Origin of the sequence: Belnapia sp. F-4-1, assembly GCF_000802185.1 — a bacterium.
Lineage (GTDB): Bacteria > Pseudomonadota > Alphaproteobacteria > Acetobacterales > Acetobacteraceae > Belnapia.
The window spans coordinates 2,728,531-2,753,958 of the sequence record NZ_KN676113.1; the positions used below are offsets into that span (position 1 = coordinate 2,728,531).

25 protein-coding genes are annotated in these 25,428 nt (G+C 71.3%); 17 read left to right on the forward strand and 8 right to left on the reverse strand.

The genetic code is table 11. The features are described 5' to 3' along the window. Positions 1-8 precede the first annotated feature (8 nt). The 3 genes from LH62_RS12900 to LH62_RS12910 are packed head-to-tail and all read left to right on the forward strand — an operon-like array spanning position 9 to position 2,741. On the forward strand, positions 9-1,160 hold the full coding sequence (locus tag LH62_RS12900; RefSeq protein ID WP_043361818.1) for an ATP phosphoribosyltransferase regulatory subunit: 1,152 nt from the start codon (positions 9-11) through the stop codon (positions 1,158-1,160). Next, positions 1,160-2,449 carry an adenylosuccinate synthase gene (locus LH62_RS12905; RefSeq protein WP_043361821.1) on the forward strand — a complete coding sequence of 430 codons (1,290 nt, stop codon included), beginning with the start codon at positions 1,160-1,162 and terminating at the stop codon, positions 2,447-2,449. Before LH62_RS12900 ends, LH62_RS12905 begins: the two co-directional genes overlap by 1 nt. Before the next feature lies 1 nt (position 2,450). Further along, positions 2,451-2,741: a contact-dependent growth inhibition system immunity protein gene (locus tag LH62_RS12910; protein WP_043361824.1), complete on the forward strand. Its 291-nt coding sequence runs from the start codon at positions 2,451-2,453 to the stop codon at positions 2,739-2,741. Here the strand turns inward: LH62_RS12910 and LH62_RS12915 are convergent. Then, positions 2,738-3,763, reverse strand: coding sequence for a lipase family protein (locus tag LH62_RS12915; RefSeq protein ID WP_043361827.1), 1,026 nt, complete (start codon positions 3,761-3,763; stop codon positions 2,738-2,740). The two genes, LH62_RS12910 and LH62_RS12915, sit on opposite strands and share 4 nt — an antisense overlap. 205 nt (positions 3,764-3,968) lie before the next feature. Next, positions 3,969-5,603, reverse strand: coding sequence for a peptide chain release factor 3 (locus LH62_RS12920; protein WP_082012546.1), 1,635 nt, complete (start codon positions 5,601-5,603; stop codon positions 3,969-3,971). Between the two features lie 118 nt (positions 5,604-5,721). Between LH62_RS12920 and LH62_RS12925 the strand changes: the two genes are divergently transcribed. Genes LH62_RS12925 through cofC form a run of 5 tightly spaced genes read left to right on the forward strand, consistent with a single transcriptional unit; the run spans position 5,722 to position 9,893 of the window. Then, entirely contained in the window at positions 5,722-6,576 is an 855-nt protein-coding gene (locus LH62_RS12925; protein ID WP_052214358.1) for a TIGR03620 family F420-dependent LLM class oxidoreductase, read from the forward strand. Between the two features lie 13 nt (positions 6,577-6,589). Further along, the gene (gene fgd, locus LH62_RS12930; protein WP_043361830.1) at positions 6,590-7,594 is read left to right on the forward strand and encodes a glucose-6-phosphate dehydrogenase (coenzyme-F420); all 1,005 of its coding nucleotides are present in this window, start codon (positions 6,590-6,592) and stop codon (positions 7,592-7,594) included. 3 nt (positions 7,595-7,597) lie between these two features. Next, positions 7,598-8,335: a coenzyme F420-0:L-glutamate ligase gene (cofE, locus tag LH62_RS12935; protein ID WP_043361831.1), complete on the forward strand. Its 738-nt coding sequence runs from the start codon at positions 7,598-7,600 to the stop codon at positions 8,333-8,335. Further along, positions 8,332-9,240 carry a 2-phospho-L-lactate transferase gene (gene cofD / locus LH62_RS12940; protein ID WP_043361835.1) on the forward strand — a complete coding sequence of 303 codons (909 nt, stop codon included), beginning with the start codon at positions 8,332-8,334 and terminating at the stop codon, positions 9,238-9,240. Before cofE ends, cofD begins: the two co-directional genes overlap by 4 nt. Beyond that, entirely contained in the window at positions 9,237-9,893 is a 657-nt protein-coding gene (gene cofC / locus LH62_RS12945) for a 2-phospho-L-lactate guanylyltransferase (protein ID WP_052214360.1), read from the forward strand. The genes cofD and cofC overlap by 4 nt, the downstream gene beginning before the upstream one ends. A gap of 6 nt (positions 9,894-9,899) precedes the next feature. On the opposite strand, the gene LH62_RS12950 is transcribed toward cofC, so the two are convergent. Beyond that, entirely contained in the window at positions 9,900-10,886 is a 987-nt protein-coding gene (locus LH62_RS12950) for a tripartite tricarboxylate transporter substrate binding protein (protein ID WP_043361837.1), read from the reverse strand. A 57-nt stretch (positions 10,887-10,943) separates the two neighbouring features. Next, complete coding sequence (gene cofH / locus LH62_RS12955) at positions 10,944-13,289, reverse strand: 5-amino-6-(D-ribitylamino)uracil--L-tyrosine 4-hydroxyphenyl transferase CofH (protein WP_201445491.1); 2,346 nt, start codon at positions 13,287-13,289, stop codon at positions 10,944-10,946. 86 nt (positions 13,290-13,375) lie between these two features. Here cofH and LH62_RS12960 point away from each other — a divergent pair, with 86 nt between their 5' ends. Both LH62_RS12960 and LH62_RS12965 read left to right on the forward strand, forming a co-directional pair. Next, on the forward strand, positions 13,376-14,326 hold the full coding sequence (locus LH62_RS12960) for an LLM class F420-dependent oxidoreductase (RefSeq protein ID WP_052214362.1): 951 nt from the start codon (positions 13,376-13,378) through the stop codon (positions 14,324-14,326). A 5-nt stretch (positions 14,327-14,331) separates the two neighbouring features. Beyond that, positions 14,332-15,369 carry an LLM class F420-dependent oxidoreductase gene (locus LH62_RS12965; RefSeq protein ID WP_043361841.1) on the forward strand — a complete coding sequence of 346 codons (1,038 nt, stop codon included), beginning with the start codon at positions 14,332-14,334 and terminating at the stop codon, positions 15,367-15,369. Here LH62_RS12965 and LH62_RS12970 read toward each other — a convergent pair whose 3' ends face one another. Genes LH62_RS12970 through LH62_RS12980 form a run of 3 tightly spaced genes read right to left on the reverse strand, consistent with a single transcriptional unit; the run spans position 15,370 to position 18,318 of the window. Beyond that, on the reverse strand, positions 15,370-16,221 hold the full coding sequence (locus tag LH62_RS12970) for an LLM class F420-dependent oxidoreductase (protein WP_043361844.1): 852 nt from the start codon (positions 16,219-16,221) through the stop codon (positions 15,370-15,372). It abuts the gene before it with no gap. Between the two features lie 26 nt (positions 16,222-16,247). Then, positions 16,248-17,435 carry an NAD(P)/FAD-dependent oxidoreductase gene (locus LH62_RS12975; RefSeq protein ID WP_043361846.1) on the reverse strand — a complete coding sequence of 396 codons (1,188 nt, stop codon included), beginning with the start codon at positions 17,433-17,435 and terminating at the stop codon, positions 16,248-16,250. Positions 17,436-17,445: 10 nt separating this feature from the next. Continuing rightward, positions 17,446-18,318: an MBL fold metallo-hydrolase gene (locus LH62_RS12980; RefSeq protein WP_043361848.1), complete on the reverse strand. Its 873-nt coding sequence runs from the start codon at positions 18,316-18,318 to the stop codon at positions 17,446-17,448. Positions 18,319-18,431: 113 nt separating this feature from the next. Between LH62_RS12980 and LH62_RS12985 the strand changes: the two genes are divergently transcribed. The 4 genes from LH62_RS12985 to LH62_RS13000 all read left to right on the forward strand — a co-directional run bounded on the left by LH62_RS12985 (position 18,432) and on the right by LH62_RS13000 (position 21,669). Continuing rightward, positions 18,432-19,316 carry a hypothetical protein gene (locus LH62_RS12985; protein WP_201445492.1) on the forward strand — a complete coding sequence of 295 codons (885 nt, stop codon included), beginning with the start codon at positions 18,432-18,434 and terminating at the stop codon, positions 19,314-19,316. Positions 19,317-19,326: 10 nt separating this feature from the next. Next, entirely contained in the window at positions 19,327-20,115 is a 789-nt protein-coding gene (locus tag LH62_RS12990) for an aldolase (protein ID WP_043361849.1), read from the forward strand. Positions 20,116-20,234: 119 nt separating this feature from the next. After that, on the forward strand, positions 20,235-21,200 hold the full coding sequence (locus LH62_RS12995; RefSeq protein WP_043361851.1) for an alpha/beta fold hydrolase: 966 nt from the start codon (positions 20,235-20,237) through the stop codon (positions 21,198-21,200). Between the two features lie 88 nt (positions 21,201-21,288). Then, complete coding sequence (locus LH62_RS13000; protein WP_052214365.1) at positions 21,289-21,669, forward strand: hypothetical protein; 381 nt, start codon at positions 21,289-21,291, stop codon at positions 21,667-21,669. Between the two features lie 138 nt (positions 21,670-21,807). Here the strand turns inward: LH62_RS13000 and LH62_RS13005 are convergent, their stop codons facing one another. Beyond that, a complete protein-coding gene (locus LH62_RS13005; RefSeq protein WP_043361853.1) occupies positions 21,808-22,662 on the reverse strand; it encodes an NUDIX hydrolase family protein in 855 nt (284 codons plus the stop codon). A gap of 82 nt (positions 22,663-22,744) precedes the next feature. On the opposite strand from LH62_RS13005, the gene LH62_RS13010 reads away from it, so the two are divergent. The 3 genes from LH62_RS13010 to LH62_RS13020 all read left to right on the forward strand — a co-directional run bounded on the left by LH62_RS13010 (position 22,745) and on the right by LH62_RS13020 (position 25,407). Beyond that, positions 22,745-24,613, forward strand: coding sequence for an ABC transporter ATP-binding protein/permease (locus tag LH62_RS13010; protein WP_052214366.1), 1,869 nt, complete (start codon positions 22,745-22,747; stop codon positions 24,611-24,613). A gap of 58 nt (positions 24,614-24,671) precedes the next feature. Further along, positions 24,672-24,938, forward strand: a complete 267-nt coding sequence (locus LH62_RS13015; RefSeq protein WP_043361855.1) for a hypothetical protein — start codon at positions 24,672-24,674, stop codon at positions 24,936-24,938. Positions 24,939-25,065: 127 nt separating this feature from the next. Further along, entirely contained in the window at positions 25,066-25,407 is a 342-nt protein-coding gene (locus LH62_RS13020) for a hypothetical protein (RefSeq protein WP_052214368.1), read from the forward strand. The last annotated feature ends 21 nt before the right edge of the window (positions 25,408-25,428 follow it).

Sequence of the window (25,428 nt, forward strand, 5' to 3'; positions counted from 1 at the left end):
GCGCCCGCATGACCGACGACCTGCCCAACCCCGCCCTCCTGCCCGCCGGGCTGATGGACCTGCTCCCCCCCGAGGCGGAGCGGGAGGCGGCGCTCGTCGAGACGCTGATGGCCGCCTTCGCCGGCCATGGCTATGAGCGGGTGAAGCCGCCGCTGCTGGAATTCGAGGACAGCCTGCTCGCCGGCTCCGGCGCCGCCGTCGCCGAGCAGACCTTCCGCCTGATGGACCCGGTCAGCCAGCGGATGATGGGGCTGCGCGCCGACACCACGCCGCAGGTCGCCCGCATCGCCGCGACGCGGCTCGGCCTGCAGGCCCGGCCGCTCCGCCTCTGCTATGCCGGGCAGGTGCTGCGCGTGCGCGGCACCCAGCTCGCGCCGGAGCGCCAGCTGCCCCAGGCCGGCATCGAGCTGATCGGCAGCGACGCGGCGGAGGCCGATGCCGAGGTGGCGCTGGTCGCCGCCGAGGCGCTGGCGCGGGCCGGCGTCCCGGCGGTGAGCCTCGACATCACCCTCCCCACCATGGCGCCGGCCCTGCTCGAGGCGGCCGGCGTGCCACCCGCGCTCAGCCAGCGCCTGGCGCGCGCCCTCGACCGCAAGGATGCCGCCGCGGCGACGGCGCTCGCCGAGCAGGCCGGGCCGCTGGCCGCCGCGCTGCCGGTGCTGCTCGCCGCCGCCGGCCCGGCCGATGGCGCGCTGGCGGCGCTGGCCGCGGCCGACCTGCCGCCGGCGGCACGGGCCATCGCCGACAATGCGGCGGCCGTCATCGCCGCCATCCGGGCGCGCGAGCCGGGGCTGCGCCTCACCCTCGACCCGGTCGAGTTCCGCGGCTTCCGCTACCATGTGGGCGTCGCCTTCACCCTCTACGGGCCGGGCGCGACCGGTGAGCTGGCCCGCGGCGGCCGCTACGTCTCGGCCAATGACGAGCCGGCGACGGGGATGAGCCTCTACCCCGACGCCGTGCTGCGTGCCGCCGCCCCCATGGCGCCGCGGCCGCGCCTCTTTCTCCCCCTCGGCACCCCGCCCGCCGCCGCCGCGGCCTGGCGGGATCAGGGCTTCGCCACCGTGGCCGCGCTCGGCCCGGGCGACAGCCCCGCCGCGCTCCGCTGCACGCATGTCCTGCGCGATGGCGAAGCCATGCCTTTCAGCAAGGACGACGTGTGATGGCCAATGTCGCGGTGATCGGCGCCCAGTGGGGCGACGAGGGCAAGGGCAAGGTGGTGGACTGGCTGGCGAGCCGGGCCGACATCGTCGTGCGCTTCCAGGGCGGCCACAATGCCGGCCACACCCTCGTCATCGGCGAGCAGGTCTACAAGCTCTCGCTGCTCCCCTCGGGCGTGGTTCGCGGCAAGCTCGGCATCATCGGCAATGGCGTTGTGCTGGACCCGGATGCGCTGCTGGCCGAGATCGACCGCGTGACCGCGCAGGGGCTGTCGGTAACGCCGGAGAACCTCCGCATCGCCGAGAACACGCCACTGATCCTGCCGCTGCACCCGGCGCTCGACAAGGCGCGCGAGGCGGCCCGCGGCGAGGACAAGATCGGCACCACCGGGCGGGGCATCGGCCCGGCCTATGAGGACAAGGTCGGCCGCCGCTCGATCCGCCTGTGCGACCTGGCGGAGCCGGCGACGCTCTCGGCCAAGCTCGACGAGCTGCTGCTGCACCATAACAGCCTGCTGCGCGGCCTCGGCGCGCAGACCTTCGAGAAGCAGGCGCTGCTCGACGGGCTGCTGGCCCTGGCCCCGCGGCTGCTGCCCTTCGCCGAGCCGGCCTGGGAGCGGCTGGACGAGGCCCGGCACAGCGGCCAGCGCGTGCTTTTCGAGGGCGCGCAGGCGGTGATGCTGGATGTCGACCACGGCACCTACCCCTATGTCACCAGCAGCAACACCGTCGCCGGCAATGCGGCGGCGGGGGCGGGGATCGGGCCGGATGCCATCGGCATGGTGCTCGGCATCGCCAAGGCCTACACCACGCGCGTCGGCAGCGGGCCCTTCCCGACCGAGCTGATGGACGAGATTGGCCGAGGGCTCGGCGAGCGCGGCCGCGAATTCGGCACGGTGACCGGCCGCCCGCGCCGCTGCGGCTGGTTCGATGCCTGCCTGGTGCGGCAGGCGGTGAAGACCGGCGGCATCCAGGGCATCGCGCTCACCAAGCTCGACGTGCTGGACGGGCTGACGGAGCTGAAGATCTGCACCGGCTACACGATCGGCGGCGAGCACTACCGGCGCCTGCCTTCCGCGGCCGGGGCGCAGGCCGCGGCACAGCCGGTCTACGAGGTGCTGGAAGGCTGGACCAGCTCCACCCGCGGCGCCCGCTCCTATGCCGACCTGCCAGCGGCGGCGGTGAAATATGTCCGCCGCATCGAAGAGCTGGTGGAGGCGCCTGTGGTGCTGCTCAGCACCAGCCCGGACCGCGACGACACGATTACGCTGCGCGACCCCTTCGCGGGGTAGCGTGCCGGCGCTCTACCCGCATCTCGCCGGCTTCATCCAGGCCTGGTTCCACCAGGATTGCGACCTGGACGGCGACGATGCGGACATCGTCGCCGAGGCGCGGCGGGTGACGCCGGCGGCGGAGCGCGCGCTGCTCGCCGCCGAGATCCGCCGCTTCCTCGCCGACCATCCCGGCAGCCTCGCCGATGCCGCCTTCCTGCGGCATCTGGAGCCGGATATCGACCCCTCGGCCAACGGCCAGTCCACGGCCGATTGGCTGGGGGTGATCCTGCGGCTGCTGGAGCAGCCTTAGATCAGGTTCAGGTCCTGCCCGATCGCGGCGATCTGGTCCCGCGCATCGGTGAAGATGTCGTTCGCCTCGTCCCGCACATCCTGCCGCCAGCCATCGATCAGCGACTGGAAGACCTGCGGGTCGCCGCCGTCGCTGTCGTAGATGCTGCGCAGCGCCAGCAGCTGCGGGTCCGTCGTGCCTGTCTCCGGCACGATCAGCTCCGGCTCGGGCGAGGCGGCCGCCGTCGCGGTGCTGCTGGCATAGAGCTCCGGCGCGTGCTGCGCCGCATCGAGCTGGGCGAGGCCGGCGATGCCCGCCTGCGGCGAGAGGTCGGCGCTCCTGCCCGGCAGCAGCACGATGTCGCCGCGGTTCTCGTAATTCACCGTGAGGCTGTTGATGGTCGCCAGCGCCTGTGCCTCGGTGAGGCCGGGAAATTCTTCCGCGGCCTTGTCGGCAGCGAAATTCGCCAGCGTCGGGTCGGAGCGCAGCACCGCGCCGATCTCCGCCCGGTGCGCGCCGAGCGCAACGGCCGGATCGTCGGCGATAACGAAATTGGTAATGCGCGCATCCTCGCCCGCCGGCAGGATCGCGCCCGGCGAGCCGAAAGTGACGGCATCATAGGTCACGCCCGGCTGGTCGGGATGCGCCGCCATGTACTGCTGCGCCAGCGACCCGCCGAGGCTATGCCCCGTCACCACGATCTGGTCGTAACGGCCGCTCGCCGCCGCCTGGTCCACCGCCTGGAAGAGCGCGGTGAAGTCCGCGTAATCCGCATTGATGTTCTGCAGGTCGTTGAGGCTGTCCTGCTGGTCGTCGCTGCCGCGGAAGGCGATGACGAGGCTGTCCTGGCCGTTCACCGCGCCCTCCGTCACCAGCGCGGCGGAGTTGTCGCTCTGATAGAGGCCGCCCGCGAAGCTCTGCCCGGTGCCGAGGGTGACGGGGAGGGTGGCCGCGGGGGTGAAGCCGGCCGGAAGGGCCACCGGGGCATTGGAATAGGCGTTGAGCGAAAGCTGCGCGAGCGCAGCGTCGGTCGCTGTCGTCACTGTGTCTCTCCTGCGTTGCAGCCACCCGCATGACGGGGGCGAAGGGCCGGTCGATGGCAAGGCCCCGCCGGCTTACCCGGGGCGTGCCCGGCGCGGCTTTCGGGGAGAGAACACGCGGCCCTCGCTCAAGGTTCCGCGCGATTGCGCAGGTGGCAACTGCTCCGGCTCGCTGTTCAACCGAGCCGGTTCCCTTCCGAGATCCATTTTAACGCTTCGCCATCTCCAGCCCATGCTGCTCGCGCACGGCGTGGAAGCGCAGCATCGGCCACTCCTCCTCGGCCCGTTTCCGCCGCCAGTCGGAGCCGAAGAAGGCGACCAGCGCGCCGTCATGGTCCTCGCCCGCGTCGCGGCGGTTGGTTTGGGCGAAACGGTCGAGCGCGGCGCGGTCGTCACCGGTGACCCAGCGCATCATCTGCCACATCGTGTCGTCGAAGCCGGCCGGCACGCCATATTCGACCTTGAGGCGGCTCTGCAGCACATCGAGCTGAAGCTGTCCCACCACACCGACGACGGGGTTCGACCCGTCAAGCGGGCGGAAGAGCTGCACCACCCCCTCCTCGGCGAGCTGGGAGAGCGCCGTCTTCAGCTTCTTCGCCAGCATCGGATCCTCGAGCCGGACATGGCGCAGGATCTCGGGGGCGAAGCTCGGCACGCCCCGGAAGTTGATCGCCTCGCCCTCGGTCAGCGTATCGCCGATGCGCAAGGTGCCGTGATTGGCCACGCCGACGACATCGCCGGGCCAGGCCTCCTCGGCCACCTGCCGGTCCTTGGCGAAGAAGAAGAGCGGCGCGTTGACCGGCACCTGCTTGCCGGTGCGGACCTGCTTCAGCCGCATCCCCTTCACCAGCCGCCCAGAGCAGAGCCGGACGAAGGCGACGCGGTCGCGGTGGTTCGGGTCCATGTTCGCCTGGACCTTGAAGACGAAGCCGGTCAGTGCCGCCTCGCCGGGCTCGACCGGGCGGGCATCGGCGCTGCGGCTCTGCGGCGGCGGGGCGTAGCGGGCGAGGCCGTCCAGCAGGTGGCCGATGCCGAAGTCGCGCAGCGCGCTGCCGAAGAAGACCGGGGTGAGGGTGCCCTGGCGGAAGGCCTCCAGGTCGAATTCCGGGCAGGCCGCCTCGGCGAGGCCGACCTCCTCGGCCAGCGCCGCCGCCCGCTCGGCCCCGACCAGCCCGGCCAGCTTCGGGTCGTCCGGCCCGGACAGCGCGACCGCCGAGCGATCATCTGCATCGACGGGCAGGAAGTGGCGGGCCAGCATGTCCCAGGTGCCGGCGAACTCGCTCGCCCGCCCGACCGGCCAGGCGACCGGCGCGGCGTCCAGCGCCAGCGTCTTCTCGATCTCGTCGATCAGCTCGAAGGGATCGCGCGCCTCGCGGTCCATCTTGTTGACGAAGGTTATGATCGGGATGTCGCGCAGGCGGCAGACCTCGAAGAGCTTGCGGGTCTGCGCCTCGATGCCCTTGGCCGCGTCCAGCACCATCACCGCGGCATCGACGGCCGTCAGCGTCCGGTAGGTATCCTCGGAGAAGTCCTCGTGGCCCGGCGTGTCCAGCAGGTTGAAGATCAGCCCGCCGCGCTCGAAGGTCATCACCGAGGTCGCAACGGAGATGCCGCGGTCCTGCTCGATCTTCATCCAGTCCGAGCGGGTGCGGCGGGCATTGCCCTTGGCCCGCACGGCGCCGGCGAGCTGGATGGCGCCGCCACGCAGCAGCAGCTTCTCGGTCAGCGTCGTCTTGCCGGCGTCGGGGTGGGCGATGATGGCGAAGGTGCGCCGCCGCCCCGCCTCGGCCGAAACCTGGTTCGGTGCCGTGGCGGAGAGGTCGGCCGGGGTCAGGGCGTCCACGGGCGGGTCTCTGTCTCACTGTCGGGTCAGGGCTTGATCTAGGCGCCCCGGGGCCCAAAGACCAGGGCCGGTGGACAGCGCGCCGCCCCGGCGCAATGCTGGCCGCGGAGGGCATGGGATGGATTTGGGACGCCTCGGGGTCTGGTACCCCGCCGACCGGCTGGATGGGCCGGGCCTCGCCGCCCTCGCCCGGCGGGTGGAGGAGCTCGGCTACGGCACGCTCTGGTACCCGGAAGCGCGCGTCTACGAATCCCTCACCCTCGCCGCCCATTTCCTCGCCTCCACGACGCGGCTGACGGTCGGCAGCTCCATCGCCAACATCTATGCGCGGGACCCCTTCACCGCCCGTCGCGGCATGGCGACGCTGAACGCCTTCCATGGCGGGCGCTTCGTGCTCGGCCTCGGCGTCAGCCATATCCCCATGGTGGAGGGGCTGCGCGGCCATCGCTACGACAAGCCGGTGCCCGCCATGCGCGGCTACCTCGACGGGATCCAGGCCGAGACGGGCGAGGACTGGCCCATCCTCCTCGCCGCCCTCGGGCCGAAGATGCTGGAGCTGGCGGCGAAACGCACCCATGGCGCCGTGCCCTACAACGTGACGCCGGAGCATACCCGCATCGCCGCCGGCATCCTCGGCCCGGGCAAGGTGCTGGCCGTTGAGCAGAAGGTCTGCCTCGAGACCGACCTGGCGAAGGCCCGCGCCATGGGCCGCGCCGAGCTGGAGCATTACCTAGGGCTGCCGAACTACGTGAACAACTGGCTGCGCATCGGCTTCACCGAGGACGACCTGAAGGATGGCGGCAGCGAACGCTTCATCGACGCCATGGTGATCTCCGGCGACGCCGCGGCGGTGAAGACGAAGCTCGCCGAGCATTTCGCGGCCGGGGCGACGCATCTCTGCATCCAGCCCGTCCATGCCAAGGGCGACATTGCCGCACGCGACGCCATGCTGGCCGCGCTGGCCGATCTGTGAAGGACGCACACCGATGCTGAAGCTCGGCTACAAGGCCTCGGCCGAACAATTCGCCCCGGCACGGCTGCTGGAATTCGGCATCCTCGCCGAGGAATGCGGCTTCGATTCCTGCTTCATCTCCGACCACTTCCAGCCCTGGAAGCACACCGACGGCCACGCGCCGAACTCGCTGGTCTGGCTCGGCGGGCTCGGCGCGCGGACGCAGCGGCTGGTGATGGGCACCTCCGTGCTGACGCCGACCTTCCGCTACCACCCCTCCATCGTGGCGCAGGCCTTCGGCACGCTCGGCTCGATGTATCCCGGCCGCGTCATCCTCGGCATCGGCACGGGGGAGGGGCTGAACGAGGTGCCCTCCACCGGCGCGCCCTGGCCCGAGTTCAAGGAGCGCTTCGCCCGCATGCGCGAGGCGGTGCAGCTGATGCGGAAGCTCTGGTCGGAGGAGCGCGTGACCTTCGAAGGTCAGTACTACAAGACCGACAAGGCGACGATCTACGACCGGCCGGACAAGATGGTGCCGATCTACGTCGCCGCCGCCGGCGCGCTCGTCGCCAAATATGCCGGCCGCGGCGGCGACGGCTTCATCTGCACCTCCGGCAAGAAGCGGGAGCTCTATACCGAGACGCTGCTGCCCAATCTCGCTGCCGGGCTGGAGGCGGCCGGTGCGCCGAAGCCCGGTTACGACCGCATGATCGAGGTCAAGGTCTCCTTCGACACCGACAAGCAGCGCGCGCTGGAGGATACCCGCCACTGGGCCGCGCTCGCCCTCTCGCCGGAGGAGAAGATGTCGGTCGAGGACCCGGCCGAGATGGAGCGCCTGGCCGATGCCTTGCCGCTGGAGCGCGCCGCCAGCCGCTGGATCGTCTCCGATGATGCCGAGGAGCATGTCGAGCGCATCGGCGAGTATGTGGCGCTCGGCTTCAACCACCTCGTCTTCCATGCGCCGGGGCCGGACCAGGCGCGCTTCCTGAAACTCTATGGGGAGCAGGTGCTGCCCCTGCTCCGCCGCCGCTTCGGCTGAACCGTGCAGCGGCTGGAATTGCAGGCGCTGCCCGGCCTGCCGATGGTGCAGGCGGGCGACGACCTCGCCGCGCTGATCGAGGCCGGGCTGGTGCGCGCCGGCCTCGCGCTGCGCGGCGATGACGTGCTGGTGCTGGCGCAGAAGATCGTCAGCAAGGCGGAGGGGCGGAGCGTGGCCCTCGCCTCCGTCACTCCCTCGGCGGAGGCGCTGGAACTCGCCGAGCGGGTGCGGAAGGACCCGCGCTTCGTCGAGCTGGTGCTCTCGGAGAGCCAGCGCGTGGTGCGCGCACGGCCGAACCTGCTGATCGTGCAGCACCGGCTCGGCTTCGTCATGGCGAATGCCGGCATCGACCAATCCAATCTCGGCGAGGAGGGCCATGCGCTGCTGCTGCCCCTCGACCCGGACGGCACCGCCGCCGCATTGGCCGCGCGCCTCGGCTGCCCCGTCATCATCACCGACAGCTTCGGCCGCGCCTGGCGCCGTGGCACGGTGGGCGTCGCCATCGGCGCCGCCGGCCTGCCCGCGCTCTGGGACCTGCGCGGACGGCCGGATCTGTTCGGCCGCACCTTGCAAGTCAGCATCAGCGGCTTCGCCGACGAGATCGCCGCCGCCGCATCCCTGCTGCAGGGCCAGGGCGCCGAGGCGCAGCCCGTCGTGCTGGTCCGCGGCCTTCAATGGGACGCACCGCCCAACCCCGCCGCCGAGCTGCTGCGGCCCGAGGTGGAGGACCTGTTCCGGTGATCGTCGCACTCTCGGGCGGCATCGGCGGCGCCAAGCTGGCGCTCGGCCTCAGCCATGTCCTGCCACCGGACGAGCTGCTGGTCGTCGCCAACACCGGCGACGATTTCGAGCATCTCGGCCTCAGCATCTCGCCCGATATCGACACGCTGACCTATGCGCTGGCCGGGCTCGACAACCAGGAGCTCGGCTGGGGCCGGCGCGACGAGACCTGGTCCTTCATGGAGACGCTGGCGAGCATTGGCGGCGAGACCTGGTTCCGCCTCGGCGACCGCGACCTCGCCTTGCATGTCGAACGCACGCGGCGGCTGCGGGCGGGCGAGACGCTTACCGCCATCACCGCCGACATCGTCCGCCGGTTCGGCATCGGGCCGCGCATCCTGCCGATGAGCGACGATCCGGTGCGGACCCGCATCCGGAGCGACGAGGGCTGGCTCGACTTCCAGCACTGGTTCGTCCGCGACCAGACCCGCCCGCCGGTGCGCGGGATCGACTTCGCCGGCGCAGCCTCGGCGCGGCCCAACCCCGTGCTGATCGATGCGCTGCGCGCCCGGCCGCGCGCCGTGGTGATCTGCCCCTCCAACCCCTTCATCAGCATCGAGCCGATCCTCGCCGTCCCCGGCTTGCGCGAGGCCATCGCGGCCTGCGGCGCACCGGTCATCGCCGTCTCGCCCATTATTGCCGGGCAGGCGGTCAAGGGACCGACCGCGCGCATGTTCGAGCAGGCCGGCATCGCGCCGAGCGCCGCCGCCGTCGCCGCCCGCTACGCCGGGCTGCTGACCCACTTTGTCATGGAGCCGGAGGATGATGCGACAGGCATCGCGGCGCAGGTCATCCGCGCGCCGACGCTGATGCGGAGCCTCGAGGACAAGGTGGCGCTCGCCCGCGCCGTGCTGGCTGCCGCATGACCTGGGCCATCCTTCCGGTGAAGGAGCTGGAGGGCGCGAAGGGGCGCCTCTCCCCCGCGCTGGCGCCGGCGCAGCGCGTGGCGCTGATGCAGGTGATGATCGGCGAGGTGCTGGCGGCGCTGCTGGCGGCGCGGGGCCTGGCCGGCGTCGCGCTGGTGACGCTCGACCCCTGGGCCACCGACCTCGCCCGGCGCAGCGGTGCCCGCGTGCTGACCGAGGGCGCGCGCGACGGCCATACCGGCAGCGTCACCGCCGCCGCGCGAGTGCTGGCCGCCGAGGGCGCGCGCGGCATCATCACCTTGCCGGGCGACATCCCCGCCGTCACGCCGGCCGAGATCGAGGCGGTGCTCGCCGCCCACGGCAAGGCGCCGGCCTTCACCATCGCCCCCGCGCATGACGAGCTGGGGTCGAATGCCGTGGCGATGTCGCCGCCGCTCGCCGTGCCGCTGCGCTTCGGCGAGGACAGCTACTTCCCACACCTCGCAGCAGCCCGCGCTCAGGGCATCGAACCGCAGATCGTGCCGCTGCCGGGCATCGGGATGGATATCGACCACCCCGCCGACCTCGCCAGCTTCGCCCGCCTGCCGGAGGCTGCCGGCACGCGGACGCTCGCCTTCCTGCGCGAGTGCGGGCTCAGTCCCCCCGCGCGGTAGCGCGCCTTACTCCATCGTCGCGCCGGACTCCTCGACGAGCTTCTGCCACACCTTTTCCTGCGCGCGCATGTACTCGCCATAGGCGGCCGGGGTCTCGTCGGCGATGGGGGTGAAGCCGATCGGCTCCATCTTCCCGCGGAAGGCATCGCCCCGCACCACCTGCGTCAGCGCCCGGTGCAGGATGCCGATGCGGTCTGCCGGCGTCCCCGCCGGGGCGTTGATGGCGTACCAGCTCTGCATGTCGATATTCGCGTTCGGCAGCAGCTCCTTCATCGAGGGCACTTCGCGCAGCTCCGGCACATAGGCGATGCGCTCGGCGCTGCCGACGGCGAGCGGGCGGAAGGCGCCCTCGCGGATATTGGCGATCGCCGCCGGGATCACGTCGAACATCAGGTCGATATTGCCGGCCAGCAGGTCCTGGAAGGCCGGCCCGCCGCCGCGATAGGGCACATGGGTGATGTCGACGCCGGCCGCGCGCTTCACCGATTCGATAGTGAGATGGCTCACCGTCCCGGTGCCGGAGGAGCCCATGGTGAGCTTGCCGGGGTCCTTCTTCGCCGCCGCGATCAGCTCCTGGAAGCTCTTGTAGGGGCTGCGCCCGTTGACGATCAGCACCACCGTTCCCGTCGTCACCCGCGTCACCGGCGCCAGGTCGCGCATCGGGTCGAGCGGCATCGACCGTCGGAAAAGGAATTTATTGGCGCAAAGGATGTTCGCCGAGCCGAGCAGCAGCGAGTAGCCGTCCTTCTCCGCCTTCGCCACGGCATCGGCGCCGAGATTGCCGCCGGCGCCGCCACGGTTCTCGACCACGACATTCTGCCCGAGCACCGGCTGCAGCTGCTCCGCCAGCAGCCGGCCCGTCAGGTCCACCGCGCCGCCCGGGGCGAAGGGCACGACGATGCGCAGGGCCCGCTCGGGGAAGCCCTGGGCGCGGGCAGCGAGAGCGGGCAGGCTGAGGGCGGCAGCCTTCAGCAGCAGGCGACGATCGGGCATCGGTCTCTCCGGCAAGAGGTTTTGCGCCCCCATAACGCAGGAGCGGCAAAAAGGCGATCAGCCCCGGACCACCTCGCGCCTGCGCGGCGCCGTCTGCACCACCGGCGCCAGCTCCGCCGCCTCGAAGGCCGCCTGCCGCCGCCCCTCCGGCACCGGACCATAAAGTGTCGTCCGCTGCTCGGGCAGCCGCCCGATGGAGCGGATCAGCGCCTCCATCGCCTCGGGCGGGTATTCCTGCCCGTGCTGGGTGCCGGCGGCGCGGCTGATGCTCTCGTTCATCAGCGTCCCGCCGAGGTCGTTCGCCCCGGCCTGCAAGGCCATCGCCGCGCCGCGCGGGCCCATCTTCACCCAGCTCGTCTGGATGTTCGGGATATGCGGATGCAGCGCGAGCCGCGCGACGCTGTGCATCACCATCGCCTCGCGGAAGGTCGGGCCGCGCCGTGCCTGGCCCTTGAGGAACATCGGCGCCTCCATGGCGACGAAGGGAAGGGGGACGAATTCGGTAAAGCCGCCCGTCTCCGCCTGAAGGTCGCGCAGCACCAGCAGGTGCCGCGCCCAGTTCACCGGCCCCTCGACATGGCCGAACATGATCGTCGCCGTCGTCCTGAGGCCAAGCCCATGCGCCGCCCGCGCGACGGCCAGCCATTCGGCGGTGTTCACCTTGTCCGGGCAGATAATGGCGCGGATCTCGTCGTCGAGGATCTCCGCCGCCGTCCCCGGCAGCGTGCCGAGCCCCGCCGATTTCAGCCGCGCGAGGTAATCCGCCAGCGAGAGGCCGAGCGTCGCCGCGCCCTGCGTCACCTCGAGCGGCGAGAAGGCGTGGATGTGCATCTCCGGCAGCACGGCGCGGATGGCCGCGCAGATCGCCGCATAGGTTTCGCCGGTGTAGTCGGGATGGATGCCGCCCTGGAGGCAGACCTCCGTCGCGCCGCGGTCCCAGGCCTCGACGGCGCGGCGGACGATCTCGCCATGGTCGAGGTCATAGGCCGGGCCGCGCAGCGCCTCATGCGTCCGCCCCTTGCTGAAGGCGCAGAAGGTGCAACGATAGGTGCAGATATTGGTGTAGTTGATGTTGCGGTTGACGACGTAGCGCACCGTCTCGCCCGAGACGGCGGCGCGCAGCGCATCCGCCGCCTGCGTCACATGGGAGAAGTCGGCATCGCGCGCGGCAAACAGCCGCATGATCGCCGCCGGCTCCAGCCTTTCGCCACCCGATGCGCGCTCGACATCGCGCGCCAGCGCGGCATCCACCGTAGCGAGGCGCGGCGCCGGCAGCGCCGGCGGCGTCACCTCGCCCGGTGACCAGCGATCCTCCCGCGCCCAGCCCTCGGCATCGCTCGCCTGGCGCAGCCGTGGCGCGACGCCGGGCGCGATCCATTGCCCCGCCGCGCGTACATAGCCGGGATAGGCAGGCAGCCGCTGCACCAGCAGCTTGCCGGCCTCCGCGGTGCGCGCCGCCAGCGCCTCGATCTCCGGCCAGGGCGCTTCGGGGTTCACATGGTCGATGGTCACCGGCGAGACGCCGCCCCAGTCGTTCAGCCCCGCCGCCACCAGTTGCTGGTAGACGCCCGGCGAAAGGTTGGGCGGCGCCTGGAGGTTCATCGCCGGCCCGAGCAGGATGCGCGCCGCGGCGATGGTCCAGAGCAAGTCGTCGAGGTCCGGCTCCTCGGCGCCCGCCGCCTTCGTGCCCGGTTTTGCCCGGAAATTCTGGATGATGACTTCCTGGATATGGCCGTACTCGGCGTGCAGACCGGCGATGGCCTGCAGCGCCTCGATCCGCTCCGCCCGCGTCTCGCCGATGCCGATCAGGATGCCGGTGGTGAAGGGCACGCGCAGCTCGCCGGCCAGCCGCAGCACCTCCAGCCGCGCCGCCGGGTCCTTGTCCGGGCTGCCGTAATGCACGCCGCCCGGCGCGCAGAGCCGCGCGCTGGTGCTTTCCAGCATCACGCCCTGGCTCGCCGTCACCGCGCGCAGCGCCGCGATCTCGTCGCGCGTCATCACCCCGGGATTGGCATGCGGCAGCAGCCCGGTTTCCTTCAGCACCAGGCCGCACATGGCGGTGAGGTAGTCGATGGTGCTGGTGTAGCCGAGCGCCTCCAGCGCCTCCCGCGCCGCCGGCCAGCGCAGCTCCGGCTTGTCGCCGAGCGTGAACAGCGCCTCCGTGCAGCCCGCCGCCGCGCCGGCGCGGGCGATGGCCAGCACCTCCTCCGGCGTCAGGTAGGGGTTGCGCCCCTTCTGCGGCTTCTCGGCGAAGGTGCAGTAGTGGCAGACGTCGCGGCACAGCTTGGTCAGCGGAATGAAGACCTTCCGCGAGTAGGAAAACAGCCGTCCATGGCCCGCATCGCGCAAGGCCGCGGCCTCCGCCATCAGCGCCGCCAGCGGCCGGTTCAGAAGCGCATCCATCCCGTCACCCTTGCCCGTCCCGCGGGCTCGCCGCATCCTGTGGCAGAGACCCGGACGACGCAACGCCGGGGGGAGGAAACCGACCCATGCAGATCGGCTTCAACGCGCCGAGCGGCGGACCGCTGGCGACGCCCGAGGCGCTGACCCGCCTGGCCCAGGGCGCCGAGGCGCTCGGCTTCCACTACGCGACCGTCAGCGACCATGTGGTGATCCCGCGCGAGATCGGGGCGAAGTACCCCTACACCGACAGCGGCGAATTCCCCACCAGCAGCCGCGGCGAGCGGCACGAGCTGCTGACCCAGGCGATGTTCCTGGCCGCCCGGACGGAGCGGTTGCGCATCGTCACCTCGGTGATGGTCGTCCCGCACCGCCCGGCGATGCTGACGGCCAAGATCCTCTCCACCATCGACGTGCTCTCCGGCGGGCGCCTCACCGTCGGCATCGGCGCCGGCTGGCTGCGCGAGGAGTTCGAGGCCCTGCAGGCGCCCGACTTCGATGCCCGCGGCCGCGTGACGGACGAGTACATCCTCGCCGCCCGCGAACTCTGGACGAAGGAGGACCCGCGCTTCGAGGGCGAGCATGTCCGCTTCGGCAACATCGGCTTTGCGCCGAAGCCGGTGCAGAACCCGCTGCCCGTCTGGGTCGGCGGCGAGAGCGGGCCGGCGCTCCGCCGCGCCGCGCGGCTTGGCGACGGCTGGTACCCGATCGGCACCAACCCCTCGCACCCGCTCGACAGCCTCGCCCGCTACCGCGCCGCCGTCGAGAAGCTGCGCGGCCTGACCCGCGCCGCCGGCCGCGATCCGGCGGGGATGGCGCTCGCCTACCGCGTGCAGAAATTCGGGCCGGAGGTGCCAGCCAAGGCCGGCGATGGCGAGCGCCGCCTCTTCTCCGGCCAGCCGGGCGAGATCGCGGCCGACCTCCGCGCGCTGAAGGAGGCCGGCGTCGGCGCCGTCGACCTCACCTTCCCCGGCGAGACGGCGGAGCAGGCGCTCGACGCCATGCGCGCCTTCCGCGACACCGTCCTGGCGAAGGTCTGACCGCGATGAAGCTCGGCATCACCATCGGCATGATCCGCGGCGCCAGGCCGCAGCTCGAGATGGACCTCGTGCTGGAGGCGGAGCGCCTCGGCTTCGACGCGATCTGGTGCGGCGAATCCTACGGCACGGATGCGGTGACGCCCATCGCCTTCGTCCTCGCCCGCACCACGCGCATCAAGGCGGGCACCGGCATCATGCAGATGCCCGCGCGCACGCCGACCTGCGCGGCCATGACGGCGATGACGCTGCAAGCCCTCTCCGGCAACCGCTTCCTCTGCGGCATCGGCCCCTCCGGCCCGCAGGTGGTGGAAGGGTGGCACGGCCAGCCCAACGGCAAGCCGCTCGGCCGCACGCGGGAATATGTCGAGATCATCCGCGCCATCCTGGCCCGCGAGAAGCCGCTGGAGCACGAGGGCGAGCACTACCAGATCCCCTACAAGGGGCCCGGCGCCACCGGCCTCGGCAAGCCGCTGCGCAGCATCATCCATGGCGACCCTTCGCTGCCGATCTACACCGCCTCCATCACCCCGGGCGGCATGCGCCTTTCGGGCGAGATCGCGGAGGGCAACCTGCCGATCTTCATGTCGCCCGAAGCCGCCGATGCGGTGGTGGGCCCGACGCTGGAGGGCATGACGAAATCCGGCCGCAGCCTCGCGGGCTACGACATCGCCCCCTATACCAAGATCCGCCTCGGCGACGACCTCCAGGCCTGCCGCGACGCGGTGAAGCCCGAACTCGCCCTCTACATCGGCGGCATGGGAGCGCGTGGCAAGAATTTCTACAACGACTACTGCAAGCGCCTCGGCTATCCGGATGCGGCGGTGAAGATCCAGGACGCATTCCTCGACGGCCGCAAGGCGGAGGCCGCCGCCGCCGTTCCCGACAAGCTGGTGGACGAGATCGCCCTCGTCGGCCCGGCCGACCGCATTCGCGGCCGGCTGCAGGACTGGAAGGCGGTGGCGAAGGAGGGAAAGGTCGGCACGGTCGTCCTCACCGGCGCGACGCCGGAGGCGCTGCGCGTCGCCGCGGAGGCCGTGCTGTAGTCACCCGACCAGACGCGCCAGCGCCGCCCAGCGGTCCAGCTCCGGCAGGATCGCGTCGCGCTTCGCCGCATCGAGGCTGACCACCACCCGCTCCACCCCGAGGTCGCGGTCGGCCAGCAGCGCGCCGCGGTCCTCCTTCGCGCCCCAGATGGTGATGGGCAGGTCGGCCAGCGGCCGCCCTGCCTCCTCCACCATCTGCCGAAAATGCGGGATGAGCGCCGCCACGTCGGCATAGTGCTGGCGCACCCGGTGCGGCATCCAGCCATTGCCGTAGCGGATCGCCCGCCGCGCCCCCCAGGGAAAGGCGCCGCCGACGATGATCGGCGGGTGCGGCTTCTGCACCGGCTTGGGCCAGGTCATCATCGGCGCGAAGTCGACGAACTCGCCGTGGTATTCGGGCTTCGTCTGCGTCCAGATCGCCTGCATCGCCTCGATCCGCTCCCGCGCCAGCTTGTGCCGCGTGGCGAAGGCGGTGCCGTGGTTCTCGATCTCCTCCCGGTTCCAGCCGTTGCCGACGCCGAAGAGGAAGCGCCCGCCCGAGATGCGGTCGAGCGAGGCGACGGATTTCGCCGTCTGGATCGGGTCCCGCTGCACGACGAGGCAGATGCCGGTGCCGAGCCGCAGCGTCGTCGTCGCCATCGCTGCCGCGGTCAGCGTGACGAAGGGGTCCATCACGTCGTAGTACATCTTCGGCAGCTCGCCGCCGCTCGGATGCGACACCTGGCGAACCAGTGGGATATGCGAATGCTCGGGCGCCCACAGGCTCTCGAAGCCGCGCTCCTCCAGCGCCCGCGCCAGCTCGTCGGGGGCCATCGAATAGTCGGTGAAGAACATCGCCGCGCCGATCTTCATGTCGTTCCTCCCGCAAGCCCCGGCCGCTACACGCGCACCGGTGCGAATTCCTCCGGGCTCGGCACATCGGTGTAGAGCCGGCGCAGCCTGGCCAGGAATGCTGGGTCCCGCTTGGCGATGGAGCCGGCCACCGGGTCGCCGCCCGGGAACATCGTGTCCGTCGCCTCCAGGCTGAAGCGGCGGACGAAGTCGATGCGCGTGTCGCGCCAGGCGGCCACGTCCTCCGCCCCGCCACCGCGCCGCAGCACGGCGCCCGCGATGACGCCATCCTCGATCGCCTGGGTCGCGCCCTGGCCGAGCGTCGGCACCATCGCATGGGCCGCATCGCCGAGGAACAGCACCCGCCCCGCGGCCGCCGTCCGCAGCAGCGGCGAATCCTGCAGGCGTGCCCAGTGCATCTGTTCGATGCCGGCCGCCAGGCGCTCCACCATCCAGGCGACGGCGGGGCAGGCCTGGCCGTCTCCCGGCGTGTAGAGCGCGCGCTGGAAGGCCGCCGTCTTCGCCTCCGCTGGGATCTCGGCGGTTGCCGAGGCCAGCGGAAAGCCGCCGGCGATATAGGCCGCGCCGCCCGGCAGCCGGTAGGCGAGCAGCCGGGCATAGCCGTTGAACCACTGGCCGTAATCCTCGAAGGGGCAGTCGGTCGCCTGCGGCACTAGCAGCCGCGTCATGGCGATGCCGTGGAAGGCCGGCCGCGGCACGCCCGCCATCAGCCGCCGCAGCGCGGAATAGCGCCCATCCCCGGCCACCAGCAGCTCATAGCCCCGCGGACGCAGCCTCGCCCCGTCCGGTGCCTCCAGCACGGGAACGAGGCGGCCGGCCGCATCCTCCTCCACCGCCACCAGCTCCAGCCCGTGATGGGTGATGCCTGCAACGGGCTCGCGCAGCTGCCGGTAGAGCTCCGACCAGCGCAGGCGGATGCCCGGCTCCTCCGCCACCTCGTGCAGGTCGAGGTCGAAGAGCTGTCGCCCCTCCACCGTCTCGATGGTCCAGCGGGTCCAGGGCAGCGAGGCCGCCTGTAGCGCCGCATGCCGCGCGGGCAGATGGAGGCGCAGCGCCTTCATCGCATTCGGCCCGCAATTGAGGCCCGTCCCGGCTTCCTCCTCCTCGCCCGGCGCCATGCGGTCGAAGACATCGACGGAGAAGCCGGGCGCCTCCATCAGCATCTCGGCCAGCACGCTGCCGGCTACGCCGCAGCCGATGATGCCGACCCTCATTCCCCCGGTCTCACGCCTCCGTCGCCATGAACCGGAACCCGTCGCCCCAGCGCGTCACATGCCCGGTGGAGGGCGAGGGGAAATGCGCCGTGCAGACCAGGCGCCCGGTATCGCAATGGCATTCGAGGAAGCGCCGCCGCGTCTCCGCAGACTGCTTCTGGTCGGTATCCGCCCGCATCGAGATTTCCGGATGGCGCATCTGCAGGGGCGAGTGGATAAGGTCGCCGGTCAGCACCGCGATCACCTCGTCCTTGCCCAGCTCGACGGCGACATGGCCCGGCGTATGCCCCGGCGTCGGCGTCAGCCGCAGGTGGTCGCCGACGCCGTGGTCCTCGGCGACGAGATCGGCCCGCCCCGCCTCCAGGATCGGCAGCACGCTGTCCTCGAAGACCGGGTTCGGCGTCTGCTTCCGCGCCGCCTCCCAATGCGCCACCTCGCGCTCGGCGAAGAGGTAGCGCGCCTTGGGGAAGGTCGGCACCCAGCGGCCGTTCTCGAGGCGCGTGTTCCAGCCCACATGGTCGACATGCAGATGGGTGCACATCACGTAGTCGATGTCGCCGACGGAATATCCGGCGGCCGCCAGGTTCCGCTCCCAGGTGTCGTCGGTCTTCCCGTTCCAGAAGGGCTGGGCCCGCTGCTTGTGGTTGCCGACGCAGCTGTCGACCAGGATGGTATGGTGCGGCGTGCGGATCACGTAGCTCTGGATGGCGAGACGGAGCTTGCCCGTCGCCGGGTCGATCGCCTCCGGCTCCAGCCAGGACCGATTCTCCTCCAGCAGCTCCGGCGTCAGGTTCGGGAAGAAGGTGAGCGGGTCGAAGAGCGGGCTTTCCTCCTCGATCACCCGATGGATGGTGAGGTCCCCCAGCTGGAAGCTCGTTCCCATGGCCCGTCTCCGCCTTGTTTCGCGGCATCCTAGCGCAGTCCCACCGGTCTCATACCCCTTGCACGGACCCGGGGCCGGCGCGAAGCTTCACGCCGCGAGCGGAGGAACGGATCATGGACGGGATGAGGAAGGTCGAGTGCCCCTTCGACCGGGCCCGGGAAAGCCTCGGCAACTCTGTCGAGCTCCAGCACGTCAACCTCCGCGTGCCCGACCAGGCGCTGGCCACGGCCTTCTACATCACCGGCCTCGGCCTGACCCGCGACCCCTACCTGATGACCGGCCTCGACAACATGTGGGCCAATGCCGGGGTCAGCCAGTTCCACCTGCCGACCGGCAAGGCACAGGTGCTACGTGGCATCACCGGCCTGGTGACGCCGAGCCGGGAGCTGCTGCTGCACCAGCTCCACCGCGCCCGCCGCTGGCTGGAGGGCACGCGCTTCGCCTTCGCCGAGGCCGAGGGGCATGTCGACGTCACCTGCCCCTGGGGCAACCGCATGCGCGTCCATGAGCCGGACGCGGCCCGCTTCGGGCGGACCCATCTCGGCATGCCCTATGTGCAGCTCGACGTGCCGCCCGGCACGCTGCCCGGCATCGGCCGTTTCTACGACCGGATCATCGGCGCCCCGGCCGCGATGCGGGACGGCGCGCTGCACGTCCTCGTCGCGGCGGCGCAATACCTCGTCTACCGCGAGACCGAGGCGCCGCAGCCGGAGTATGACGGCCACCACATCCAGCTCGCCTTCGCCGATTTCGGCGGCGTCCATGCGCGACTCGCCGAGCGTGGGCTCATCAGCCGCGAGGACAGCGAGCACCAGTACCGCTTCATCGACATCGTCGACCCGGAGGACGGGCGCCTCCTCTTCCAGGTCGAGCACGAGATCCGCAGCATGACGCATCCGCTGTTCCGCCGCCCGCTGGTCAACCGCAACCCGGCGATCAGCAACGCCCTCTACGCACCGGGGCACGAGGCCCTGGCGCCCTCCATGCCGCCCGCCTGAAGGACAAGCCATGGCCCACAGCCTCGCCCCGCCCGCCGTTGCCGCCATCCTGCGCAATTCGGACCTCGATGCCGCCGCCGTGCAGCAGGCGCGCATCGACCTCGCCGCCTGCTTCCGCATGGCGGCTCGGCTCGGCCTGCATGAGGGCATCTGTAACCACCTGAGCGCCATGGTGCCGGGTCGGGACGACCTGTTCCTCGTCAACCCCTATGGCTGGGGCTTCGCCGAGGTCACCGCCTCCCGCCTCCTCGTCTGCGACTTCCACGGCAATGTCGTCGCCGGCGAGGGCGTGCCGGAGGCGACGGCCTTCTATATCCATGCCCGCGTCCACAAGAACGTCCCGCGCGCCCGCGCCTGCTTCCACACCCACATGCCGAACGCGACCGCGCTCGCCATGCTGGAAGGCCCGCCCCTCCTCTGGGCCGGCCAGACCGCACTGAAATTCTACGGCCGCACCGTGGTGGACGACGACTATGCCGGCCTGGCGCTGGACGAGGCGGAGGGCGACCGCATCGCCGCCAGCATCGGCGAGGCCGACATCGTCTTCATGCGCAACCACGGCATCATGGTGCTCGGCCCGACCATCGCCGAGGCCTGGGACGACCTCTACTACCTCGAGCGTGCCTGCGAGGCGCAGCGCCTCGCCATGTCCACCGGCCGCCCGCTCAAGCCGGTGCCGCATGAGATGGCGCAGAAGACCTACCTGCAGATGCGTGAGGGCGACCGCGAAAGCGCCCGCCTGCACCTCGAGAGCGTCAAGCGCATCCTCGCCGCGGAGGCGCCCGACTTCGCCAGCTAGAGCAAACCCCGAACGGGTGGAAACACCCGTAAGGGGTAATTTGCCTGTTCAGACAACAGGCTGGAGCGGCTTCCGCGAGCGCAGTCGAGCGGAAGCCGCTCCAGACCGGGAAACGCCGCATGCCGATCACCCAGCGCAGCATCGCCGCCAACGGCATCACCCTGCATGTCGCGGAGGCGGGGGAGGGGCCCCCGGTGCTGCTCTGCCACGGCTTCCCCGAATCCTGGCGCTCCTGGCGGCATCAGCTGGAGGCGCTGGCGGCGGCCGGCTTCCGCGCCATCGCCCCCGACATGCGCGGCTATGGCGGGAGCGAGGCGCCGCCGGCGGTCGAGGACTACACGCTCCTCCACCTGATCGGCGACATGGTCGGGCTGCTCGACGCGCTTGGCCTGCCCCAGGCGGCGATCGTCGGCCATGACTGGGGCGCCCCGGTCGCCTGGAACGCGGCGCTGCTGCGGCCGGACCGCTTCCCCGCCGTCGCGGGGCTCAGCGTGCCCTTCTCCCCGCGCGGTCCCGCGAGCCCCACCGAGGCGTTGCGCCGCGCCGGGCGGCACCGCTTCTACCAGCTCTATTTCCAGGAGCCGGGCATCGCCGAGGCGGATCTCGAAGGCGATGCGGAGGTGACGCTCCGCCGCACCCTCTGGTCCCTCTCCGGCAACCCGCCCGAGGCCGAGCGCTGGCGCCCGGACCTGCCCGAGGCCGGCTTCCTCGCCAGCCTCGCCGAGCCGCCCGCCCTGCCGCCCTGGCTGCCGGCCGCGGAGCTGGCGGAGCTGGCGGCCATCTATCGCCGAACCGGCTTCCGCGGCGGGCTGAACTGGTACCGCAACATCGAGCGCAACTGGCGGCTGATGGCGCCCTTCGCCGGCCTCACCCTGCGCCAGCCGAGCCTCTTCATCACCGGCACCGCCGACCCCGTGCTCGGCTGGACCAGGCCGGCGGTCGAGGCGCTGCCGCAGCGTCTGCCCGGCTTCCGCGGCGCGGTGATGCTGGAGGGCATCGGCCATTGGGTGCAGCAGGAGGCGCCGGAGGCGGTGAACCGCGCCCTGATCGACTTCCTGCGCGGCGCCGGCATCGCATCCAATTGACGCGGCGGCTGCTTTCCGCCGGTTTCCTGCCATATGCCCGTCACGATCGGGCCGTTTCATCAGCCACAGACCCAAGGAGGGTTGTGAGATGAAGCTTCGTATCGCCGCTGCCGCGGCCCTGGTCGCCACCGCTGCTCTCGCCGCCCCCGCAGCGCAGGCCCAGGGCTGGCACCGGGGTGGCCATGGCGGTGGCTGGGGTGGCCCGCACCACCACCACCGGGGTGGTGCGGGCGCGGTGGCCGGCATCGTCGGCGGCCTTGCCCTCGGCGCGCTGGCGCTCGGCGCGGCGAATGCCTATGCCGCGCCCCCCCCGCCGCCGGTCTACTACGCCCCGCCGCCCCCGCCGCCGGCCTATTACGTGCCGCCGCCGCGGGTCTACTACGCCCCTCCGCCGGCCTATTACGCCCCGCCGCCGGCCTACTACGCGCCGCCCCCGCCGGTGGCCTACCGCCCGGCCTATGCCTGGTAGGGCAGGGGCCTGATTGCCTTGGCCGGGTGCCCGCGACGGGCGCTCCGGCCGGTCCATCCGGCGCCACCAGCCACCACGCCGCCGATTGCGATCACGGTGGACCTTGGTCCGGGCAGCATCATCCTCGCCCGGCCAGGCTCACCCTCCCTGCTCGAGCCCCTGCCTCAGCGCCCGGCCTTCCTCGCCCGCCGGGTCGATCAGCCCCTCGCGCAGGAAGAGGTCGATCAGCACCAGGTTCACGTTGAACTTCACCTCGTCCGTGTCCCGCACCGCCTCGTAGAGCCGCCGCACCGGCCAGAGCTCGAACCGCTCCACCTCGCCATCCGCCGGCACGGGGGTGAACTCCTCCGGCAGGTCGAGGTCGAAGGCATGGAGGACGTCCCGCCGCATCCCCTCGCCATGCCGCATGACGTAGGAAAGGCGAGCAACCTTCCGCGCCCGTACGGCCAGCGCCGAGGGGATCGAGGCTTCCTCCGCCGCCTCCTTCACCAGGCATTGCATCGGGTCGAGCCCCGCCGGGATGCCGCCCGCCACCACATGGTCGAACTGGCCCGGCGCCACCGGCTTGCTGCGGGACCGCACGCCGACCCAGACCTGCAACCCATCCGCCCGCCGCACCAACCCGTTGAGGTGCACCCCTTCCGCCCGAATCCCGAAGGCGGGGATGGCGCCCCGGTCCAGCAGCGCCAGCACCGGCCCCTCCGGCTCCGCCCGCACGTCGAAGGCCTCATCCCGCAGGGTGAAGAAGCCCCGCCCGGCCAGAGAGCGCGCCACCGCCGCCAGCGCCTCCGCCCGCGCCGGCGTGCCGCGCAGCCGGGCGGCCAACGCCACCCCCTCGGCATCGAAATGGAAGTCGCGTGGGAAGAAGGTCAGCGCCCGCGCCAGCTCGGGCCCGAGCCAGCCTACCTGTGCCCCCGCGATGCGGAAGGGAATGAAGCCGGCCGGGGAGGGCAGGTCGTTGCAGGCATCGATATGGCGCTGGAAGGGGCTCATCCCCCCGCTTTACCCCTTGGCACCTGCTCCCGGCCATATGGCCCGTTTGCCCCGCCGCCGTTCAAGCCTATGTCCCGGATGCATGAGCCACTCCGACGCCTCCGCCGAACGCAGCCATTTCCGGACGCTGCTCACCCTCGCCCCCTGGCTCTGGCCGAAGGGCGAGCCCGGCCTGCGCGCCCGGGTGGTGATCGCCCTGCTGCTGCTGGTGGTGGCGAAGGGCGCCAACGTCCTAGTCCCCATCGTCTATGCGCGCGCCGTCGATGCGCTGGGGCCGCAGGCGGGCAGCATCGCCACCATCCCCATCGCGCTCGTGATCGGTTACGGCCTTCTGCGCGCGGCCAGCGCCGGCTTTGCCGAGCTGCGCGATGCCGTCTTCGTGAAGGTGCAGGCGCGCGCCTCGCGCCGCATCGCGCTGGAGGTCTTCCAGCACCTGCACGCACTGTCGATGCGCTTCCACATGGACCGGCAGACCGGCGGCCTTTCCCGCGTCATCGAGCGTGGCTCGCGCGGCATCACCTTCGTGCTCGACTTCATGCTGTTCAGCATCGTCCCGACCCTGCTCGAGATCGTGCTGGTGACGGTGATCCTGTGGGGGATGTTCGACTTCTCCTATGCGGCGGTCACCTTCGGCACCATCGCCGTCTATATCGCCTTCACCCTGATGTTCACCGACTGGCGGCTGCGCTTCCGCCGCGAGATGAACGCGATGGACCAGGACGCCAACACCAAGGCCATCGACAGCCTGCTCAACTACGAGACGGTGAAGTACTTCAACAACGAGGGGCATGAGGAGCGGCGCTATGACAACTCGCTCGCGCGCTACGAGCGGGCCTATACCCGCTCCGAGGTCACGCTCAACATGCTGAACGGCGGCCAGGCGGCGATCATCGCCGTCGGGCTGACTCTGGTGATGCTGATGGCGGCCCGTGGCGTCGCCTCCGGCCAGATGTCGGTCGGCGACTTCGTGCTGGTGAACACCTATCTCATCCAGCTCTACCTGCCGCTCAACTTCCTCGGCTTCGTTTACCGCGAGATGAAGCAGTCGCTGACCGACATGGAGGCGATGTTCCGCCTGCTGCGCGAGGAGCGCGAGGTGGCCGATGCACCGGACGCGCGCCCGCTGGCCGCCGGGCCGGGCGAGCTTACCTTCGAGGATGTGCGCTTCGGCTACCGGCCGGACCGCGTGATCCTGAAGGGCGTCTCCTTCCACGTCCCGCCGGGCAGGACGCTGGCGATCGTCGGGCCGACGGGGGCGGGCAAGTCGACCATCTCGCGCCTGCTCTTCCGCTTCTACGACGCGACCGGCGGCCGCATCCTGCTCGACGGCCAGCCGATCGAAAGCGTGACGCAGGCCACGCTCCGCGCCGCCATCGGCGTGGTGCCGCAGGACACGGTGCTGTTCAACGACACCATCCGCTACAACATCGCCTATGGCCGCCCGGATGCGACCGAGGAAGAGATCGTCCGCGCCGCGAAGCTCGCGCAGGTCCACGACTTCGTCGAGCGGCTGCCGGAGGGCTACCGCACCATGGTCGGCGAGCGCGGCCTGAAGCTTTCGGGCGGCGAGAAGCAGCGCGTCGCCATCGCGCGCACCATCCTGAAGGACCCGCGCATCCTCGTCCTCGACGAGGCGACGAGCGCCCTCGACACGCGCACGGAGCAGGAGATCCAGGCGGCGCTGCGCCAGATCTCCGCCAACCGCACCACCCTCGTCATCGCCCACCGCCTCTCGACGGTGGTGGAGGCGGACGAGATCATCGTGCTGCAGGATGGGCGCATCGTGGAGCGCGGCAACCATGGCGAGCTGACCGCCCGCGACGGCCTATATGCCGAGATGTGGCGCCGGCAATCGGAAGCGGTCGCCATGGCCGAGGCGGCGGCGGCGGCCCAGCGCGCCGCCGACCTCGACCAGCCCCGCATCCGCCTCGGCGAGGCGGCAGCCGACTGAGGGGTTTTCGGCGGCCCCCCGAAACCCTATCTGCCGCACCGAATAAGGAGCGCACGGCATGCAATTGGATCCCCAGGGCGTGGCCCCCGACGACCTCAGCCACGCCGGCTCGGTGGTGGACAAGGCGATCGAGTACATGCTCGAGCAGAACATCGCCCCCATCTCGGCCGCTTCCGCCCTGCTTGGCGGCTCGCTCGGCCTGCTGGCGCGGACGATGGACGACCGCTCCATCGCGGGCGTGCTGCGCAATGCGCTGGCGAGTGTCGAAAGCGGCGAATTGCGGGAAATGCGCGACCACCTGCCGGGCGGCGACGCCCACCCGTGATGCAGCGCCGCATCGCGAGCCGGCATCGGGGCTTCTGACGTTGGTGGTTCCTTAACCGGGGCCGGCCTATCCCTGCGCAGGGCCGTGGCACGGGTCGCCAGGCTGCCGCCCATCGCAGGAGAAGCCGATGTTCCGCCGCTACGCCCTGTCCCTCGCCCTGCTGGGCGCCCTCGCCGCCGGTCAGGCCTCAGCCCAAGGCTGCGACACCTCGATCGAGGTGGTGAACAATTCGGGCGCGCAGGTGGACGAGCTGTATTTCAACCCGACCAGCAACAGCAACTGGGGCCGTGACCGCCTCGGCGAGAATGTGCTGACGCCGGGCCGCAAGGCCAGCTTCCGCCCCGGACGCGGCGGCAATTACGACTTCCGCGTGGTCTGGAGCGGCGGGCGCGAGGCGGAGATCCGCAGCGTCGATATCTGCGAGGTCAGCCGCATCATCGTCGGCCGCGGCAGCCTGCTGGCGGAATAGCCAGCGGAACGGTGGAGGCGG